The organism is Kitasatospora sp. NPDC043950 (assembly GCF_056435345.1).
The window spans coordinates 1-19,657 of the sequence record NZ_JBWKER010000068.1 but is presented as its reverse complement, the minus strand read 5'-3'; the positions used below and the strand labels follow the sequence as shown (position 1 = coordinate 19,657).

Below are 19,657 nucleotides of genomic sequence, written 5' to 3'. Positions count from 1 at the left end.
GGGGGGGGGGGGGGGTGGGATGGGGGGGGGGGGGAGGGTGGGGCGGAGGGGAGAGGGGGGGGGGGCCCGGGGTCCCGCGGGTGGTTGGGGGGGGGGGCCCCCCCCCCCCCCCCCCCCCCCCCCCTCCGGCGTCCGCACCCCCGGTCGGGCGTAACCCGGCCCGCCTCGGCCCGTCATGCACGGTGTGTGCACAACCCTTCCGCCCGTCCCCTCCGCCGAGGATGTCTTCCTCGCCGAACGCCGCCGCCGCGTGGTGCGCGAGACCGTGGCCGGCCTGCCGGGCCGCTGCCCCGAGCTGGTCGCCGCCCTCGCCGAGGATCCACCGCCGACCTACCGGGAGCTCTCCGAACGCCTCGGCATGCCGCGCGGCTCGATCGGGCCCACCCGCTCCCGCTGCCTCGCCTGCCTGCGGATCCTCCTCCACGCCGAGCGGTACCCGTGAGGGGTACCCGCGAGCGGCCGGTGACGCTCCGCATGCAGATCACCCCGGAGGCGGCTCCGCCCGAGTGACGTTCCGCCCGCCCGCCCGCCGCCGTCGCCCGCCGCCCCCCCGCGTGACCCTCGCCACGTCGAGCCGTCGCCGCCCCCGGCCACGCCCCGCGCGCGGCGCCCGCCACCGGCCCCACCACCCGCCCCGCCCCCGCGTGACCCTCGCCACGTCGAACGCCCCGAAGGTTGAGAGCAGCTGACACACGGGTAGAGCGCTGGCGAACGTAGCTCTTGACGGTGCCGCGATCACTCGGATACTGAGCGTGAGCGCGTCGCCGTCGACCCGGTCACTTCCGGGCCGCGCGGCTGGTACGTTCGTGCGCCACCCCCGGTCAGGGCAGATCCCCGGCCGGGACATCTCCGGCAGGGCATCCGGTGCGTCACCCTCACGTTTGCGCGCCGGGCACGACGATGGGGAGGCCCCAGCACATGGGCATGAGCGTGATCATCTCGGCGGCGGACGCCGAGGACGCGGAGCAGATCCTCAAGCTCCAGTACCTCGGCTACCAGCCCGAGGCGGAGCTGTACGGCGACTGGGCGATCGAGCCCCTGACGCAGAGCCTGGAGAGCCTGCGCGCCGAACTGTCCGGGCAGTACGTCCTGGTCGCCCGGCTGGGCGACGAGGTGGTCGGCACCATCCGAGGTCACGTCGACGCCGAGGGCGTCGGCCGGATAGGGCGCCTGGTCGTCCACCCGAGGATGCAGCGGCACGGCCTGGGCGGCCGGCTGCTGGACGCGCTGGAGCGCCGCCTCGCCGAGGACGGCCGTCCGGTGACCTCCTACCGTCTGTTCACCGGCCACCGCAGCCTCGGCAACCTGCGGCTGTACACCCGCCTGGGCTACCGGCAGTCCGCGGTCGAGCAGGTCACCGACCGGCTCAGCCTGGTACACCTGGAGAAGCCCGCCGTGGTGTCGCTCGCCGCGACCGCCTGAGCCCTCCGCCCGTTCCGGCCCGCACGGCGCCGCCACCATCCGGACACTCCGGTGGCGGCGCCGAGCCGCATCGTCGCTGGTGGCGGCGTCGGGTGTCCGCATTGCGGACATCACATCCAAGTAATTGGGTCCAAATCGACCCATCTGATTTACTGGCTCACATGACTGCGACGACGAAATGGACCCCCACCGGCACCCTGCCGGCAGGTGAGCGCGCCATGTGCCGTCGAATGTGTCACCGCTGAGGGCCACCGCCCCCGGCACCCGGTTGAGGGTGCCCCCACCTCGCGCCCCGAAGCGAGACCCGGCGTCGTTCCCGTCCGTGCGAGCGCGCCCAGCCTGCCACACCCCTTCTCCCGCCTGCCCGCCCATGGGCGGGTGGTCGTCCACGACGACTCGTGCCCGTGACTCGTGCCCGATGACTCGTAAGGGCCACGCCGTCGCGCGGCCCGGCCGCTCAGCGGCCACGATCAAGAGGTGGCAGGTCCGGATCCCCCTGGCGAAGCGCCGTGCACGTCGCCGACCGCACCCCGGTCGGGCGGCCGCCCGCCGCCCGCCCCCGACCCACGGAAGCAGCTGTGATCACCACCACGGACCTCACGAAGGTCTACCGCTCCCGAGGCCGCGAGGTGAGCGCCCTCGCCGGCGTCGACCTGCACGTCCGCCCTGGCGAGGTCTACGGAGTCGTCGGCACCAGCGGCGCCGGCAAGTCCACGCTCATCCGCTGCGTGAACATGCTGGAGCGTCCGACCTCCGGCACCGTCACGGTGGACGGGGTCGAGCTGACCGCGCTGTCCGGCGGCGAGAACCGGGCCGGCCGGGAGCTGCGGGAGGCGCGGCGCCGGATCGGCATGGTCTTCCAGCACTTCAACCTGCTCTCCTCGCGGACCGTCCAGCAGAACGTCGAGCTCCCGCTGGAGATCATCGGGCTGGACCGCACCCAGCGCCGCCGCAAGGCCGCCGAACTGCTCGACCTGGTCGGCCTCGGCGACAAGGCCCGCAGCTACCCCAACCAGCTCTCCGGCGGCCAGAAGCAGCGCGTCGGCATCGCCCGGGCCCTGGCCGGCGACCCCAAGGTGCTGCTCTCCGACGAGGCCACCTCGGCGCTCGACCCGGAGACCACCCGTTCGATCCTCAAGCTGCTGCGCGACCTCAACCAGCAGCTCGGCCTCACCGTCCTGCTGATCACCCACGAGATGGACGTCATCAAGTCCGTCTGCGACTCCGCGGCCCTGATGCGCGGCGGCCGGGTGGTCGAGTCCGGCAGGCTGACCGACCTGCTGGCCGAGCCCGGCTCCGAGCTGGCCCGCGAGCTGTTCCCGCTCAGCGAGTTCGGCACCGGCCACCCCGGCTCGACCGTGCTGGAGATCACCTTCCAGGGCGACTCCTCGGCCCAGCCCTTCGTCTCCCAGCTGGCCCGCACCTACCAGATCGACATCAACATCCTCGGCGCCGCGGTGGAGACCATCGCCGGCCGGATGGTCGGCCGGATGCGGGTCGAGCTCTCCGGCGGACACCAGGACAACGTGGTGCCGATCGGCTACCTGCGCGAGCAGGGCCTACAGGTGGACGTACTGGGCGCGGCGGACGGAGCGGTGGCATGACCTGGGACCAGATGTGGGCCCTGATGGGGCCCGCCACGCAGGAGACCTTCCAGATGGTCGGCGTCTCCACGGCCGTCACCGTGCTGCTCGGCCTGCCGCTGGGCATCCTGCTGGTGCTGACCGACAAGGGCGGGCTGCTGGCCAACCGGGCCGTCAACAAGTCGATCGCCTTCGTGGTGAACATCGCCCGCTCGGTGCCGTTCATCATCCTGATGATCGCGCTGATCTCCTTCACCCGCTGGCTGGTCGGCACCTCCATCGGCTGGCAGGCGGCGACCGTGCCGCTCACCATCGGCGCCATCCCGTTCTTCGCCCGCCTGGTCGAGACCTCCGTCCGCGAGGTCGACCGCGGCCTGGTCGAGGCCGTCCAGGCGATGGGCGGCAGCACCTGGACGATCGTCCGCAAGACGCTGCTCCCGGAGGCGCTGCCCGGCATCGCCGCCTCGGTGACCACCACGATCATCACGCTGATCAGCTACTCCGCGATGGCCGGCACGGTCGGCGGCGGCGGCCTCGGCACGCTCGCCGTCAACTACGGCTACCAGCGCTTCGAGACGGCCTTCATGTGGGTCATCGTGGCCGAGCTGGTGATCCTCGTCACCGCCGTCCAGCTGATCGGCGACTTCGCCGTCCGGCGCCTCGCCAACCGCGGCGGCACCGGCGGCCGGACCCGCCTGCTGGGCCGCACCCCGGCCGGACCGGCCGCCCCCGACGAGGACCTCGTCGCCCCCTAGACCTCCCGGGTCCGACACCGGACCACGGCTCCCCGTATCACGCAGAAAGGCACTTTTCGTGCGCAACGCCCTGAAGTTCACCAGCATCCTCGCCACCGCCGGCATCGCCCTCTCGCTGGCCGCGTGCGGCAGCTCCGGGTCCTCCTCCTCGGACCCGAACGCGCCGCTCAAGGTCATCGCCAGCCCCACCCCGCACGGGCAGATCCTCAAGTTCGTCAAGGACAACCTCGCGGCCAAGGCGGGCCTCAAGCTCGACATCAAGGAGGTCACCGACTACGTGACCCCCAACACGGCGGTGCAGGACGGTTCGGCCGACGCCAACTACTTCCAGCACGTCCCGTACCTGGAGGACTTCAACAAGAAGCACGGCACCGACATCGTCTCGGTCGAGCCCGTGCACCTGGAGCCGCTCGGCGTCTACTCCAAGAAGGTCAAGTCGATCGCCGACCTGCCGGACGGCGCCACCGTCGGCCTGCCCAACGACGCCACCAACGAGGGCCGCGCGCTCAAGCTGCTCGCCGACAACAAGCTCATCACGCTGAAGGACGGCGTCACCACCGCCGCCACCCCGGCCGACGTGACGGGCAACCCGAAGAACCTCAAGTGGAAGGAGCTGGAGGCCGCCCAGCTGCCCCGCTCCATCGCCGACCTCGACGCCGCCGTCATCAACGGCAACTACGCGCTCGACTCCGGCCTGAAGCCCGCCACCGACGCGCTGGTGCTGGAGAAGGCCGAGGGCAACCCGTACGCCAACATCCTCGCCGTGAAGAAGGGCAAGGAGAACGACCCGCGCGTGAAGAAGCTGGCCGAGCTGCTGCACTCCGACGAGGTCAAGAAGTACATCGACGACACCTTCCAGGGCTCGGTCATCCCGGCCTTCTGAGCCGCGGTCCGATCCATGCCCTGACCCCGACCGGGCCCCCGCCGCACCTCGGCGGGGGCCCGGTCGGGCAGGATGCACCCGGGGAGCCCTGGTCGGCGGCGTTCTGACGTACCGTCGTGCGGGCGGCGCACCGCGTGACACCCGGGGCACGGCGGGGGCGTACGGTGTTGTGTTCACGACCCGGCGAGGAGAGACGGCATGGCAGCGAGCTTCCCCGAGACCGCCATCAGCACCGAACGGCTTCTGCTGCGGCCCCTTGCGGAGGACGACGCGCCCGGCCTGGCCACGATGATGGCGGACGAACTCGTCCTGGCCTGGACCGATCTGCCGCACCCCTTCACCGAGGCGTACGCGACCGAACTCGCCCGCACCCTCGCCCCCGCCCACCGGGCCGCCGGTCGCGGCATCGTCTTCGCCGTCACCGAGCACCTCACCCAGCGCCTGGTCGGCCTGGTCGAACTGCGCAACACCGACTGGCGCCTGCGCAGCACCGAGATCTCCTACGTCACCGCCTCCTGGGCCCGCGGCGAGGGCTACGCGCCCGAGGCCGTCCTCGGCGTCAGCCAGTGGCTGTTCGAGGACCGCGACTTCCTGCGCCTGGAGCTGCGCACCGCGGCCGGGAACACCGCCGCCCAGCAGGTCGCCCAGAAGATCGGCGGCATCAGCGAGGGCGTGCTGCGCAGCGCCTGGATAGTCCGGGGTGAGTCCAGTGAGGCCGTCGTGGAGAGCCGCAGCGACCTCATCCTGTGGAGCCTGCTCCCGGAGGACCTGGACGCGCCCGAGCCCGAGCCGCAGCGGACCGGCTGGCACGGCGACCACCGCTACGTGCTGCGCGACTGAGCCGCCCCGCTCGCGCGTGCCGCCTGAGCCGTTCGTGCCGCTGATCCGCCACCGGCTCGTCACGGACATGTGTACGAGATGTCGGCGCCGAGGGGATCACACCCGGTAGCCTCTGCTCCGGCGCCGCACACCGGCGCGGTTTGTCGGCGCACCGAGTCGCACACCGGGTGACACCACAGGGACACCCCGGGTCGCAGGCCGGTCCGCGCACCGAGTCGAGGGAGAACGGCCGCAGATGGCTGACCGGATCACGGTCATCGGGTGGGACGGCACGCCGCTGACCGAGGCCGCCGGCGCGGCCCTCGCCGCAGCGACCCTGGTGGCCAGCGCCCCCTACCAACTGAACGCCCTCCCGGTGCCGGACGCCGCCGAGCGGATCACCCTCGGCAACGTCCGGCAGGCCGCCCGGCGGATCGCCGAGCACCGCGGCGCCGCCGTCGTGGTCGCCGAGGGCGACCCGGGCTTCTTCGGCGTCGTGCGCGCGCTGCGCCGCCCCGAGTACGGCCTCGAACTGGAGGTCCTGCCCGCGGTCTCCTCGGTCGCCGCCGCTTTCGCCCGGGCCGGCATGCCCTGGGAGGACGCCCAGGTGGTCAGCGCCCACGGCGGACGGCTGCGCCGCGCGGCCAACATCTGCCGGGCCCACCCCAAGGTCGCGGTGCTGACCGCGCCCGGCGCCGGTCCGAGCGAACTGGCCCTCATGCTGCGCGGGGTGCACCGGACCTTCGTGGTCTGCGAGGCCCTCGGCACCCCGGACGAGGACGTCACCGTCCTCACCTCCGACCGGATCGCCGACCACGTGTGGCGCGACCCCAACGTGGTGCTGGTGATCGGCGGTCACGGCGGTCCCCAGGCCGGCGGGGTCGACACGGAGGCCGGCTGGCTGGCCGGGCGCCCGGTCGGCTTCCCCGGCGCGGATCGCGGCTGGGCGCTCCCCGGTGACGCCTACGCGGGCGCCGGGCGCGCGGGGGACGAGCCCGGCGCATCGGAGGTGCTCCCCGCGCACGTGCGCGCCCTGGTGCTGGCCCGTCTGGGTGCTCGTCCGGGGGACCTGGTCTGGTCGGTCGGCGCGGGCAGCGGCGCCCTCGCGGTGGAGGCGGCCCGCTTCGGCGCCGCCGTGGTCGCGGTCGAGGCGTCCCGCTCGGCCTGCGCCCGGCTGGCGGTGAACGCGCGCCGGTACGGCGTCGAGGTGGAGACCGTGCACGGGCAGGGCCCCGAGGTGCTGGGCGGCCTGCCCGAGCCGGACGTGGCGGTGGTGGAGTCCGTCGGCCTCGACGTGGTGCGCGCGGTGCTGGCCCGCCGTCCGGAGCGGTTCGTCGCGGTGCCCCGGACCCTCGCCGAGGGGGAGCAGATCCACCGGGCGATCGCCGAGGCCGGCTACCGGGCGGACGGTGCGCTGCTGCAGTCCACTCCGCTGTCGGTCGCCGGTGGCGCCGGTGGCGGGCTGGCTCTGGGGGCGGGCGGTACCGGCGTGCTGCTGCTCTGGGGTGAGCAGATCGCGTGAAGGACTGGGGTGCGTCCTGTGGATTCGGTCCGATCCGCCGGGCGCGTTCCGCTCCCGCGCTGTGCTGCTGAGGGGTCGTGGTGGGGCCGGGCGGTGATCCAGGTCGCATCCGGACACCGATTCGAGAGGTGACCGTGCTGGGCCGGTAGTGTGGCGTCCTGGGCGGCTGCGGCGGTCGGCGACCCACCCGATTCAGTCGGTTTGTCGCCTTTTTGACGTGGTGCAACCCGGTTTTGCTCGGAGTGTGGGCAATTCGACGGGCCGCGTGCCGGACCTGGAGAATGCCGTAGGGTCCGGTGCGGTCGTGCCGGTTCCTCCGGGTTGTCGTTGTTTCAGATGGTGCGCCGCCCGGTGTGGGCGGCGCGCAGGCCGGGGTGCCGCAGTGCGCCGGAAGGACTTGGGCCGCAGCGCCTCGGCGCGGCGGCCGCGTGTGGTTGAGGGACGGGCCGGTGCAGGCCCGGCCCGTGCGGATGGGCGCTGCGGTCGGTGATCGTGTCGCCAAGGGCGCGGCAGCGGCCTGGAAGGAGCGTTTGACAATGACCGATGGCGGCCACGTCCCGGGCGAGGGAATGCCGGAGCACCTGAACGCCGGGCCGGACCAGCTCGGCGGACCGGAGGGCGTCGCGGGCGTTGCACCCCTGCAAGGCGTCGCGACGGACGGCGGCATGATCCCGAACCCGACGGCGCCGGGCCACGGCCTGGCCGGTGGTGCGGTGCCCCACGGCGCGGGAGTCATCCCGCCGCAGGGCCAGCCGCTCGGCGCGTCCGGCTTCGCCGTACCGGCCCCCGGCCTGTCGGCTCCCGGCGCACCGGCTCCCGGTGTGCCCGGTGAGGGCTGGGGCGTCGACCCGGGCGCCCCGCGTCCGGCCTTCCACTTCCTCGACCAGGACGACGAGGACGACGTCCTGCTGATGCCCGGTCCGCAGGGCTCCTGGGGCGAGCCGCTGGCGCCCCTCCCGACCGAGCAGACGCCGCTCGCCCCGCAGCAGGACGGCACGCCGGTCGAGCCTTCGTGGCCGCCGCTGGAGCCGCCGGTGCTCGGCGCCGAGCAGGCGCAGCAGCCGTTCCACGCCGCCCCGGCGCACCCGCAGGCCACGGAGGCGATGACGGCTTCTCAGCCGCCGCGCCGCCCGCTGCACGCCGGTCCGCCGATCCCGGACCCGTCGCTGATGACCGGCCAGGTCCCGGTGCGCTCGCTCGCCGACCGCGGCCCGTCGCAGGGCGGTACGCCCGCGCACGGCATCCCGGTGGTCGGCCGGCTGCCGATGGCCGAGGCCGTCGCCCCGGCGCCGGCCGCCGCGCCGCAGGCCGTTCCGGCAGCGCCCGCGCCCTCGGTGGTGCCGGCGGTTCCCGTGACGGAGGCCCAGGAGTTCCAGGAGTTCCAGCAGGTGCCGCTGGCTTCGCACCCGGTCGAGGCCCAGCTGGCCGTCGAGACGGTCGGGGCGATCGAGGTGATCGAGGTCGTCGAGCTGCCGGAGGCCGTCGTCGCCGAGGCCGCGGTGGACGCGGCGCAGGCCGCCGTGGCCGAGCCGGTCCCGGCGGAGTCCGGCCGGCCGGTCGTCGACCCGGGCGGCACACCGGTCGCCGGGGCCGTGGTGACGGCGCCCGCCGAGGCACCGGTCGAGGCCGCTGCTGAGGCGCCGGTCGAGGCCGTCGCCGAGGTTGCCGTCGAGGCCGCCGCGCAGGCCGCGCCCGCGGAACAGACCGAGGCCCCCGCCCCGGTCGGCCCGCCGCGGCGCATCTCCGCATTCCTCGCCGCGCCCACCCCGCACGGTCTGCCTCCGGTCGCGGCGGCCGCGCAGGCCCCGGTGGCCGAGGAGGCCGCCCCGCAGCAGCCCGCTCCCATAGCGGCCGAGGAGCCGGCCCAGGCCGCCCAGGCCGCCCCGCCCGTCGAGGCCGTGGTCGCGGTCGCGGTCGAGGCCGGTGAGCCCGCCGAGGCCGTGGCGCCCGCGCCGGAGGCGGTGGTCGAGCCCGTCGTCGAAACGGTCGTCGAGGCGGTCGCCGAGACCGCCGCCGGCACGGGCGAGATGCCCTCCGGCCAGGCCGTCGTCGAGGCCGTCGTCGAGGCCGTCGTCGAGCCCGCCGAGGCCGTTGCCGAGCCCGCCACCGAGGTCGCTGCCGAGCCCGCCGAGGGCGGGCAGCCGCAGGAGGCCGCGCCGGTCGTGGACCAGGCCGTCGAGGCCCCGGTCGAGCCCGTCGTCGAGCCTGAGGCCGAGGCCGCCGCAGCGGAGACCGCGCCGCAGCCGGTCGCGGACGCCACCCCGGTCAGCGAGCCCGCCGAGCCTGTTGCCGTATCCGCCGAGACCGCCATCGAGACCGCCGCCGAGCCGGTCGCCGAGGTTTCCGAGGCCGTCCAGGCCGTCCAGGCCGTCGAGCCTTCCGCGGCCCCGGACGACCAGGCCCAGCCCGTCACCGACCCGGCCGCAGAGTCCGCCGAGCAGGCCCCCACCGCCGAGTCGGCCGCCGTCGAGCCCGTGGCCGCCGAGGCCGTCGCCGAGGAGGCCGCCGCGCCGGAGGCCCCCGCCGCCGAGCAGCAGCCGGCTGAGCAGGCCGCCGAGCCGCTGACGGAGGAGTCGACGGAGCCGCAGACGGAGGACCAGGCGGAGGGTCAGGCGGAGCAGCCGGCCGAGGAAGCGCAGGCCGAGGAACCGCAGGCCGAAGAGCCGGCCGAGCCCCGCGGCCCGGCCGCGCCCGGCTTCGACCAGGCCGAACGCGAGGCCGTCCACCAGGTGATCCGCGAGCGCCGCGACATCCGCAACGGCTTCCGCCCGGACCCGATCCCGCACGAGGTGCTGATCCGCGTCCTGGAGGCCGCCCACACCGCCCCCAGCGTCGGCTACTCCCAGCCCTGGGACTTCGTGGTGATCCGCTCGGCCAAGACCCGCCGGCGGATGCACGCCCTGGCCGAGCGCCAGCGCGAGGTGTACGCGGACTCGCTGCCCAAGGGCCGGGCCAAGCAGTTCAAGGAAATCAAGACCGAGGCCATCCTCGAAACGCCGGTCAACATCGTGGTGACCGCCGACCGAACCCGCGGCGGCCGGCACACGCTGGGCCGCCACACCCAGCCCCAGATGGCCCCGTACTCGGCCGCCCTGGCGGTCGAGAACCTCTGGCTGGCCGCCCGCGCCGAGGGCCTGGGCGTCGGCTGGGTGAGCTTCTTCGACGACGAGGAGCTGGTCCGCGAGCTCGGCCTGCCCGAGCACCTGGAGGTCGTCGCCTACCTGTGCGTCGGCTTCGTCGACTCCTTCCCGGACGAGCCCGAGCTGGAGCAGCAGGGCTGGGCCAAGAAGCGCCCGCTGTCCTGGGTGGTCCACGAGGAGCAGTACGGCAACCGCGCGCTGCCCGGCGAGGAGCCGCAGAGCCTGCTCGCCGAGACCCTGCGCGGCATCCGCCCGCTGGACGCCAAGGCGCTCGGCGAGGCCTGGGACCGGCAGAAGCGGATGACGAAGCCGGCCGGCTCGCTCGGCATGCTGGAGATCATCTCCGCCCAGCTGTGCGGCCTGTCCCGCAAGTGCCCGCCGCCGATCCCGGAGCCCGCCTGCGTGGCGATCTTCGCGGGTGACCACGGCGTGCACGCGCAGGGCGTCAGCCCGTGGCCGCAGGAGGTGACCGCCCAGATGGTCGGCAACTTCCTGGCCGGGGGAGCGGTGATCAACTCCTTCGCCAAGCAGATCGGCACCGAGGTCTGCGTGGTCGACGTCGGCGTCGCCGCCGAACTGCCGGAGGCCATCCAGCAGGGCCGCACCACCGGCCTGCTGCCGCGCAAGGTCAAGCCCGGCACCGCCGACATGACCCAGGGCCCGGCGATGACCCGCGAGGAGGCGCTCAAGGCCATCGAGGTCGGCATCGAGACCGCCCGCGACCTCGTCGCGGCCGGCAACAAGGCACTGGTCACCGGCGACATGGGGATCGCCAACACCACCGCCTCGGCCGCCCTGATCTCGGTGTTCACCGGCCTCGACCCGGCCGAGGTCACCGGCCGCGGCACGGGCATCGACGACGAGACGCACGCCCGCAAGATCGAGGTCATCCGGGCCGCGCTGGCCCTGCACCGGCCCGACCCGGCCGACCCGATCGGCGTCCTCGCCGCCGTCGGCGGCCTGGAGCACGCGGCCCTGGCCGGCTTCCTGCTGGGCGCGGCCTCGCTGCGCACCCCGGTGGTCCTGGACGGTGTCATCGCGGGTTCGGCCGCGCTGGCGGCCAAGGCGATCGCCCCCGAGGTGCTGGCGGCCTGCATCGCCGGCCACCGCTCCGCCGAGCCCGGCCACCAGGCCGCGCTGGCGAAGCTGGGCCTGCGTCCGCTGATCGACCTGGACCTGCGGCTCGGCGAGGGCACCGGTGCCCTGCTGGCCCTGCCGCTGGTGCAGAGCGCGGCCCGGGCGATGCACGATGTAGCCACCTTCGACTCCGCCGGGGTCACCGAGAAGGGCTGACGTTCTCCGTCACCACTCCGCGGACCGGCCCGAGGGCGCGCCGGTCCGCGGAGCGGCGTCACGCCGCACCCGCACCCCGGACCCTCACCCCCGATCAGGAGCACCGCCGATGACCGCGCCCACCCCGCACCCCAGCACCGAAGGCCGTACCCCGTACCCGGTCGGCCTGCTGCTCGCCGGCCGCCGCGTGGTCGTGGTCGGCGGCGGCCAGGTCGCGCAGCGCCGGCTCCCCGCGCTGATCGCCACCGGTGCGGAGCTGCACCTGATATCGCCGGCCACCACCCCGGCCGTGCAGGCGATGGCAGACGCGGGCGAACTCACCTGGCACGCCCGCCCGTACCGGGACGGCGACCTGGCCGGCGCCTGGTACGCCCTGGTCGCCACCGACGACCCGGCGGTCAACGGTGCCGTCAGCGCCGAGGCCGAGCGCGAGCGGGTGTTCTGCGCCCGCAGCGACGATGCCTCCGCCGCCACCGCCTGGACCCCGGCCAGCGGCCGCGACGCGGGTGCCACCGTCGCGGTCCTCACCGGTGACCCGCGCCACTCCGCCGCTCTGCGCGACGCCATCGTGGACGGCCTGCGGGACGGCTCGCTGGCCGTCCGCCAGTTCCGCGCGCACGGCGTCGGCGGCGCCTCGGGGCAGCCGGGCCAGGGGAGCGTCGCCCTGGTCGGCGGCGGCCCGGGCGACCCGGACCTGATCACCGTGCGCGGCCGCCGCCTGCTGGCCGACGCCGACGTGGTGGTCGCCGACCGTCTCGCCCCGCGCGAACTGCTCGCCGAACTGCCCGAGCACGTCGAGGTCATCGACGCGTCCAAGATCCCCTACGGCCGGTTCATGGCCCAGGAGGCGATCAACCGGACGCTGATCGAGCACGCCAGGGCCGGCAAGTTCGTGGTCCGGCTCAAGGGCGGCGACCCGTACGTCTTCGGGCGCGGCGGCGAGGAACTGCTCGCCTGCGCCGAGGCCGGACTGCCGGTCACCGTCGTCCCGGGCATCTCCAGCTCGATCAGCGTCCCGGCGGCGGTCGGCGTCCCGGTCACCCACCGGGGCATGACGCACGAGTTCACCGTGATCTCCGGTCACGTCGGCCCGGACGACGAGCGCTCGCTCACCAACTGGGAGGCCGCCGCGAAGATGCGCGGCACCCTGGTGCTGCTGATGGCCGTGGACAAGATCGGCGCGATCGCCGCGAAGCTCGTCGAGCACGGCCGCCCGGGCGACACCCCGGTCGCGATCGTCCAGGAGGGAACCACCGCCGCCCAGCGCCGGGTGGACGCCACCCTGGCCACCGTCGCCGCGACCGTCGAGGCCGAGCGGATCAAGCCGCCGGCCGTGATCGTGGTCGGCGACGTCGTCAACGTCCTGGCGGCCGCCTTCCCGCGCTGAGCGCCCGGAGTGGGAAGTCGGGCCCGTCGACTTCCCACTCCGATTCCCATCCGACTTCCCCCGTCGGCCGGCCGCTCCGGGCGGCTACTCCAGCGGCTGCTCCGTCCAGATCACCTTCCCCGTCGCCGTGTAGCGCGTCCCCCAGCGGTCCGCGAACTGCGCGACCAGGAACAGCCCGCGCCCGCCCTCGTCGGTGGTCGCCGCGTACCGCAGGTGTGGCGAGGTGCTGCTGCCGTCCGACACCTCGCAGATCAGCGCCCGGTCCCGCAGCAGCCGCACCCGGATCGGCCCGGTGCCGTAACGGATGGCGTTGGTCACCAGCTCGCTCAGGATCAGCTCGGTGACGAACGCCGCCTCGTCCAGCCCCCAGGCCGCCAGCCGCTCCGCCACCTCGGCCCGGACGGCGCCCACCGCCGCCGGTTCGGGCGGCACCTCCCACTCCGCGACCTGGTCCGGCGCCAGCACCCTGGTCCGCGCCACCAGCAGCGCGATGTCGTCCAGCGGACGCTCCGGCAGCATCGCCCCGAGCACGTCCGCACAGGTCTGCTCCGGCGTGCGCGGCGGCCCGGTCAGCGCCGCCCGCAGCAGTTCCAGCCCCTCACCGATGTCGCGCTCGCGGTCCTCCACCAGCCCGTCGGTGTACAGCACCAGACGGCTGCCCTCCGCGAGGTCCAGCTCGACGTTCTCGAACGGCAGCACCGCCAGCCCCAGCGGCGGCCCGGTCGCCAGCTCCGGGAACACCACCCGCCCGTCCGGGCCCACCACGGCGGGCGGCGGATGCCCGGCGCTGGCCAGCGTGCACCGCCGCGCCACCGGGTCGTAGATCGCGTACAGGCAGGTCGCCCCGGTCAGGGCCGCGCCCTCGCCGCTCCCGGCCTCGTCCTGGTCGATCCGGTTCACCAGGTCGTCCAGGTGCCCCAGCAGCTCGTCCGGCGGCAGGTCCAGCGTCGAGAAGTTGTGGATCGCCGTCCGCAGCCGGCCCATCGTCGCCGCCGCGTGCAGGCCGTGCCCCACCACGTCCCCGACGACCAGGGCCACCCGCGCGCCCGGCAGCGGGATCACGTCGAACCAGTCGCCGCCCACCCCGGCCTGGGCCGGCAGGTAGCGGTGCGCGACGTCCAGCGCGCTCTGCGGCGGCAGGTTGCGCGGCAGCAGGCTGTGCTGGAGCGTCACCGCCATCGCGTGCTCCCGGGTGTAGCGGCGCGCGTTGTCGATGCACACCGCCGCGTGCGCCACCAGTTCCTCGGCCAGCGCCAGGTCGTCAGCCTCGAAGGGCTCCGAGCGGTCCGCCCGCCAGAACCGGGCCACTCCCAGCAGCACCCCGCGTGCCCGCAGCGGCACCCGCACCATCGAGTGCACCCCGTACGCCAGCACCCGGGCCGACCGCTCCGGATCCTGCTCCCGCCACCCCGGGGCCTGGGCCAGCCGGGCCTCCAGCCCCGACTCCCCGCTGTGCAGCGCCCCGGCCAGCGGGGTGGCCGGCACCACGTCCAGCACCGTGTCCACCGGGTAGAACGGAGCGTCGTCCCGGATGCCGGCGAGCGCGACGCGGCGCATCCGCCCCAGCGAGGTGCCCGGCGGCGGCTCCTCGCCCGTCAGCACCTGGTCCGCCAGGTCCACCGTGACGAAGTCCGCGAACCGGGGCACCGCGACCTGCGCCAGCTCCTCCGCCGTCCGCGTCACGTCCAGCGAGCTGCCCACCGTCACCCCTGCGTCGTACAGCAGCCGCAGCCGCCGCTGCGCGCCCTCGGCCCGGCCGGACAGCGCCAGCAGCTCGGTGGAGTCACGCAGCGTGGCGACGCAGCCCGGCGGGCCGCCCACCTGGTCGGTCAGCCGGACGTTCACCGCCAGCAGCCGTTCCCCGGCCAGCACCACCTCGTCGGTCACCGGACGGTTGGCGGTCAGCAGTTCCTCGGGCGCGGGCTCCAGGCCCAGCTCGGTCACCGGCCGGCCCTCGGCGTCCGGCGGTAGGTCCAGCAGCCGCCGCGCCTCGTCGTTGCAGAGCAGCAGCCGGCCGTCCGCGCCGACGATCATGACGCCCTCGCGCACCGCGTGCAGCACGGCCGCGTGGTGCTCGTACATCCGGGTCATCTCGGCCGGGCCCAGCCCGTGGGTCTGGCGCCGCAGCCGCCGGCTGATCAGCGCCGTGCCGAGGGTGGCCAGCCCGACCGCGCCCGCGGCGGCGCCCAGCACCACCGGCAGCTGCCGCTCGCTCGCGCTGCTGACGCTCCGCACCGTGACGCCCGCCGAGACCAGCCCGGCCACCGAGCCGTCCGGCGCGTACACCGGGACCACCGCCTGGACCAGTGGGCCGAGCGAGTCGGTGACGCGCTCGGTCACCACCTGCCCGTGCACCGCGGGCAGGTAGGTGCCGACGAACTTCTGGCCGATCAGGGCCGGGTCGGGGTGGGTGTAGCGGATGCCGTCGTCGCTCAGCACGACGATGAAGCCGACGCCCGACGACATCCGCGCCGCCTCCGCCTTGGGCTGCAGGACCGCGGACGGGTCGGGGGAGCGCAGCGCGTCGACGATGCCCGGCGAGTTGGCGAAGGTCTGCGCGACCGCCACCGACCGGTTGCGGGCCTCGTGGTCGGCGTCGGTGCGCGACTGCACCACCAGCGCCACCGCGGCAGCTGCCACCAGCAGCAGGACGACGAGGACCTGCAGCGCGAACACCTGCCCGGCCACCGACCGGTTTCGCACGGGCCACGGCCGCTTCGCGCGTGGCAGCTGTAGCCGACCGTTTGGGCGCCCACCGGAGGAGCCGGCGGAACCAGTAGCACCAGAGGCCGACGGAGCCCAGGATCGGCCCGGAAAACGGGCCATACGGCCATGTTTGCACCATGGCTGGCACAGGGCCAAGGCCAGCCCGCCCCGCGGCTTGGGCCGTTTGGCCTTCCCCGCCCCGCCTTGGCAAGATCGCAGGGTGTCCGAACCCAGCGCCATCACCGACCCCGCCGACCCCCGCCTCGGCGACTACACCGGCCTCACCGACGTCGAACTGCGCCGCCGGCGCGAACCCGCCGAAGGCCTGTTCATCGCCGAGGGGGAGAAGGTCATCCGCCGCGCCCTCGCCGCCGGCTACCGGATGCGGTCGATGCTGCTGACCTCCAAGTGGCTGGAGGTGATGGCCGACGTCATCGCCGAGGCGGACGCCCCCGTCCATGTCGTCGAGCCGGGGCTCGCCGAAGCCGTCACCGGCTACCACGTCCACCGCGGCGCGCTCGCCTCGATGGAGCGCAAGCCGCTGCCGCAGGCCGTGGACCTGCTCGTCGGGGCCCGCCGGGTCGCCGTCCTGGAAGGCCTGGTCGACCACACCAACCTCGGCGCGATCTTCCGCAGCGCCGCGGCCCTCGGCATGGACGCCGTCCTGCTCTCGCCCGACTGCGCCGACCCGCTCTACCGGCGCGCCGTGAAGGTCTCCATGGGCGCCGTCTTCGCGGTGCCCTACGCCCGGCTCGACCCCTGGCCGGCCGCCCTGGAGACCGTCCGCACCGCCGGATTCACCCTCCTGGCCCTCACCCCCGCCGACGGCGCCGTCGACCTCGCCGGCCTCGCCCCGCACCGCCTCCCCAAGGCGGCCCTCATGCTCGGGGCCGAAGGCGACGGCCTCACCGGCCCCGCCCTCGCCGCCGCCGACCACGCCGTCCGCATCCCGATGGCCCACGGCATCGACTCCCTCAACGTCGGCGCCGCCGCCGCCGTCTCCTTCTACGCCGTCACCGCCCCCACCGCCTGACGGGGACGTCGGCCCGCCCGACCTCCCCTCTCGCGCCGGAGGAGCCCACCCGCCCCCGCCTCCCCGCCCCCCGCCTCCCCGGGGGCGGGAGCTCTCATCACACAGGAAGCGGGAAGCGGGAAGCGGGAAGCGGGAAGCGGGAAGCGGGGGGGGGGGGGGGGGGGGGGCCCGGGCGACCCCCCCCCCCCCCCCCCCCCCCCCCCCCCCCGCCGCAGCCTTCCCGTGCTCAGCCCGCCGCGGCGGTGGGCGGAGCCGGAGCGGCGGCCGGGGGCTGGGTGGCGGGGCCGGAGGCGCCGGGCCAGGACTCGTCCAGGGTGCCGTCGGCACGGACGGTGTAGCGGGTCGAGGTGGTCGCGCCGGTCGCGGCGACCCGCTCCTCGCGGACGACCGTCCCGCCGTCGAGCCGCCAGGTGGCCGTCGCCTGCGGGTCGGCCGCCGAGGTGCGGGAGGTGGCGGCGACCGGGGTGTCCCCGGTGAAGGAGAAGAGCTGGACGAGGTCGACCGGCACCGAGCCCTCGGCCCGCCGCAGGACGACGACCGCTGCTGGGGCGCCCTTGTACCGGGCGGGCAGCACGGAGCTGAGCACGACCTGCGGGCCGGCCCCGACCGACCGGCCGTCCCGGAGCGCGATGCCGGGCCCGCCGGCCCCGTCGGGGTAGCTGCGGTTGGGCCAGTCCACCACCGGCCCCGGTCCGTACGGGGGCGCCAACGGGCTGTCGCCCGCGCCGCCGTGTGCGGCCGCAGCCGCGGCGGACGGGGTGGCCGGAGGCTGGGCGGCGGGGGGCTGGGCCGCGGCGGCCCCGTCCACCGAGGTCCCCGTCACGGCCTGCGCGCCGCCCGCGGCGGGCGCACTGGCGGTGTACCCACCGGAGGGCCGCAGGCCCTGCTTGCTGCGGTTCTCGCACCCCTGGGCGGCCGCGATGGCCAGCGCGACGCCGAGCGTCACGGTGACGAAGACCACGAGCCGCTGCCGCAGCAGCCGCTGCCGCGCGTTGCCGGGCCGCCCGCCGGGGGCGGGGGTGTGCTGGCGGTCCCGGGGGTGCCCGCGGTCGCGGGTGCCGGGCCTGCCGGGGGGTGGGGTGTGCGGTCGCTCCCGCAGCGGGCGGGTCACCGGTGTGGCCTCGGGCCGGGGGAGCGGGGCGGTGGCCGCCTGCGAGCGCCGGGCCGCGGCCGCCGCGGCGGCCCGGGACCGTGCCGGGGCGGCGGGTTCGGGGGAGCGCCCGGGCGCGGGCACACCGTGCCGGGCGCCGTCGGGGGCGGGCTGGGCCGCCGGGCCCGCCGGGGCGGGTGCCGCCGCCCGCCCGTGGCCGGGCCGCGCGGCCCGGGTGGCGGTTCCGGCTGCCGCCCCGCGCGCCGCGAGTTCGCTGAGGCGCTCGTGCAGCGCGGCCGCGCCGGGCCGTTCGGCGGGTTCCTTGGCGAGACAGGCGCGGATGAGCGGTGCCAGCGGCGTGGGTACGGCGGACAGGTCGGGTTCCTCGTGGACGACCCGGTAGAGCATGACTTCGGAGGACGCCCCGGATCCGAACGGGGTGTCACCGGTGAGCGCGTAGGCGAGGGTGGCCCCGAACGCGAACACGTCGGTGGCGGGGGTGACGGCGGCGCCGCGGACCTGTTCGGGCGCGAGGAAGCCGGGGGAGCCGACGGCGGTGCCGACGTGGGTGAGGGTGCTGGCGCCGCGCGACCAGGCGATGCCGAAGTCGATGATGCGCGGGCCCCGCGGCGAGAGCAGGATGTTGGAGGGCTTGAGGTCGCGGTGGACGACCCCGGCCTCGTGCACCTTGACCAGCCCGTCGGCGAGTGCGGCGCCGATCCGGGCGGCCTCGGGCCAGCTCAGCGGCCCTTCGTCGCCGACCTGCTTGTAGAGGGAGGGCCCGGGCACGTACGCGGTGGCGAGCCAGGGGCGGTCGGCCTCGATGTCGGAGCCGACGACGCGGGCGGTGCAGCCGCCCCGGATGCGGGAGGCGGCGGCGATCTCGCGGGCGAAGCGGGTGCGGAACTCCTGGTCCTCGGCGAGTTCGGCGCGGATCAGCTTGAGGGCGACGCGCTGTCCGCGGCGGTCGGAGCCGAGGTAGACCACGCCCATGCCGCCGGCGCCCAGTCGCCGGTGCAGGCGGTACGGCCCGACGATGCGGGGGTCCTCACGCCTCAGCCGCATCATCGCCATGTTTCGTTCCCCGTCAGCCTGTGGGTGAGGCCCCGTCGGTTGGGGCATCGTCAGTTCCTGTCTGGCACAGCTTACGGACTGCCCCCTGCGGTGTGCTGATACGCAACACCTCAAGCAGCCGTGTGATTGTCGGATCGTGCGCTGACCCGCAGGTCATAGGGGTGCCGAAGCGTTTCTCGGGGTTGCCCCTCAGGGTTCCCCCGGGGGTGCGGCCAAGGCTCCCTCCCCCTGCGGTAGTACGCCTGAAGTCTGAGCGTCATCCTCCGGGATGCCCGAGGAACAGTACGACGGCATGACGCCCGGACGGCCCCCTGAGCAATAGCGTTGTGTTCAGCGGTGGACGGGGAGCTCGTCCCCCGAGGTAAGCCGTTCACCGCGCCAACTCGACCGGACCACAGGAGTAAGGGCATGGCACCGCAGCTCACGGGAGACCCCCGCCGTCGGTCGGCCGTCGTCCAGTCCCGGTCGGCCGAGCAGCCCACCAGGCACCCGGCCGTGGCACTGGCCATGGCCCTGCCGTGCGCGGTGCTGCTGGTGCTGCTCTTCGGCGGTTGGGATCAGATGGCGAACCAGGCTCAGGCCGTCGCCGATCTGATCGGCCGCTGAGATCACGCCGGCCCCGACGGGGTCGGCCACAGAACGGGCACTGATCCCCTGGGGACGGGGAGCAGTGCCGCCGGGGAGGCCGCGGCCGTGATGACACGCGGACGGGCGTGAGCGGTGCGCAGAGCGCCCCGGCAGGCGGAGACGCCGCGTACGGACGTCGGTGAGGGCGACCGTACGCGGCTCTTCTCTTTTCCCGCAGCCGTCTTTCCCGCGGCCGTCGTCCGTCCCGAAGCCGTCGTCAACGCCAAACGGCCGGGGGGGGGGGGGGGGGGGGGGGGGGGGGGGGGGGGGGGGGGGGGGGGGGGGGGGGGGGGGGGGGGGGGGGGGGGGGGGGGGGGGGGGGG

The 19,657-nt window shown here is 75.1% G+C and carries 12 protein-coding genes and 1 pseudogene; 11 read left to right on the top strand and 2 right to left on the bottom strand.

Features of this window, described 5'->3' with window-relative positions; translation table 11 throughout:
• Positions 1 to 184: 184 nt before the first annotated feature.
• The 9 genes from AC07BF_RS32970 to cobA all read left to right on the top strand — a co-directional run bounded on the left by AC07BF_RS32970 (position 185) and on the right by cobA (position 12,804).
• Positions 185 to 442: an RNA polymerase sigma factor gene (locus tag AC07BF_RS32970; RefSeq protein ID WP_159398377.1), complete on the top strand. Its 258-nt coding sequence runs from the start codon at positions 185 to 187 to the stop codon at positions 440 to 442.
• Positions 443 to 918: 476 nt separating this feature from the next.
• Complete coding sequence (locus AC07BF_RS32965; protein ID WP_363583790.1) at positions 919 to 1,422, top strand: GNAT family N-acetyltransferase; 504 nt, start codon at positions 919 to 921, stop codon at positions 1,420 to 1,422.
• Between the two features lie 578 nt (positions 1,423 to 2,000).
• A complete protein-coding gene (locus AC07BF_RS32960) occupies positions 2,001 to 3,026 on the top strand; it encodes a methionine ABC transporter ATP-binding protein (RefSeq protein ID WP_063346838.1) in 1,026 nt (341 codons plus the stop codon).
• A complete protein-coding gene (locus AC07BF_RS32955) occupies positions 3,023 to 3,760 on the top strand; it encodes a methionine ABC transporter permease (protein WP_363372851.1) in 738 nt (245 codons plus the stop codon). Before AC07BF_RS32960 ends, AC07BF_RS32955 begins: the two co-directional genes overlap by 4 nt.
• Before the next feature lie 58 nt (positions 3,761 to 3,818).
• Complete coding sequence (locus AC07BF_RS32950; RefSeq protein WP_363583784.1) at positions 3,819 to 4,643, top strand: MetQ/NlpA family ABC transporter substrate-binding protein; 825 nt, start codon at positions 3,819 to 3,821, stop codon at positions 4,641 to 4,643.
• Positions 4,644 to 4,841: 198 nt separating this feature from the next.
• On the top strand, positions 4,842 to 5,483 hold the full coding sequence (locus AC07BF_RS32945; protein ID WP_363583782.1) for a GNAT family N-acetyltransferase: 642 nt from the start codon (positions 4,842 to 4,844) through the stop codon (positions 5,481 to 5,483).
• Between the two features lie 235 nt (positions 5,484 to 5,718).
• Positions 5,719 to 6,984 (top strand): precorrin-6y C5,15-methyltransferase (decarboxylating) subunit CbiE, encoded by a 1,266-nt coding sequence (cbiE, locus tag AC07BF_RS32940; RefSeq protein ID WP_478334320.1) that lies wholly within the window; start codon positions 5,719 to 5,721, stop codon positions 6,982 to 6,984.
• A gap of 536 nt (positions 6,985 to 7,520) precedes the next feature.
• On the top strand, positions 7,521 to 11,417 hold the full coding sequence (gene cobT / locus AC07BF_RS32935; RefSeq protein ID WP_478334319.1) for a nicotinate-nucleotide--dimethylbenzimidazole phosphoribosyltransferase: 3,897 nt from the start codon (positions 7,521 to 7,523) through the stop codon (positions 11,415 to 11,417).
• Positions 11,418 to 11,526: 109 nt separating this feature from the next.
• Positions 11,527 to 12,804 carry a uroporphyrinogen-III C-methyltransferase gene (cobA, locus tag AC07BF_RS32930; protein WP_363583776.1) on the top strand — a complete coding sequence of 426 codons (1,278 nt, stop codon included), beginning with the start codon at positions 11,527 to 11,529 and terminating at the stop codon, positions 12,802 to 12,804.
• A gap of 84 nt (positions 12,805 to 12,888) precedes the next feature.
• Here the strand turns inward: cobA and AC07BF_RS32925 are convergent, their stop codons facing one another.
• Complete coding sequence (locus tag AC07BF_RS32925) at positions 12,889 to 15,630, bottom strand: SpoIIE family protein phosphatase (RefSeq protein ID WP_400803645.1); 2,742 nt, start codon at positions 15,628 to 15,630, stop codon at positions 12,889 to 12,891.
• A gap of 100 nt (positions 15,631 to 15,730) precedes the next feature.
• On the opposite strand from AC07BF_RS32925, the gene AC07BF_RS32920 reads away from it, so the two are divergent.
• Positions 15,731 to 16,543 (top strand): TrmH family RNA methyltransferase, encoded by an 813-nt coding sequence (locus AC07BF_RS32920; protein WP_363583772.1) that lies wholly within the window; start codon positions 15,731 to 15,733, stop codon positions 16,541 to 16,543.
• An 835-nt stretch (positions 16,544 to 17,378) separates the two neighbouring features.
• Here AC07BF_RS32920 and AC07BF_RS32915 read toward each other — a convergent pair.
• Positions 17,379 to 18,707: pseudogene (locus AC07BF_RS32915) on the bottom strand (serine/threonine-protein kinase); the annotation flags it as partial.
• A 408-nt stretch (positions 18,708 to 19,115) separates the two neighbouring features.
• On the opposite strand from AC07BF_RS32915, the gene AC07BF_RS32910 reads away from it, so the two are divergent.
• Positions 19,116 to 19,313, top strand: coding sequence for a hypothetical protein (locus AC07BF_RS32910; RefSeq protein ID WP_363589710.1), 198 nt, complete (start codon positions 19,116 to 19,118; stop codon positions 19,311 to 19,313).
• Positions 19,314 to 19,657: the final 344 nt, after the last annotated feature.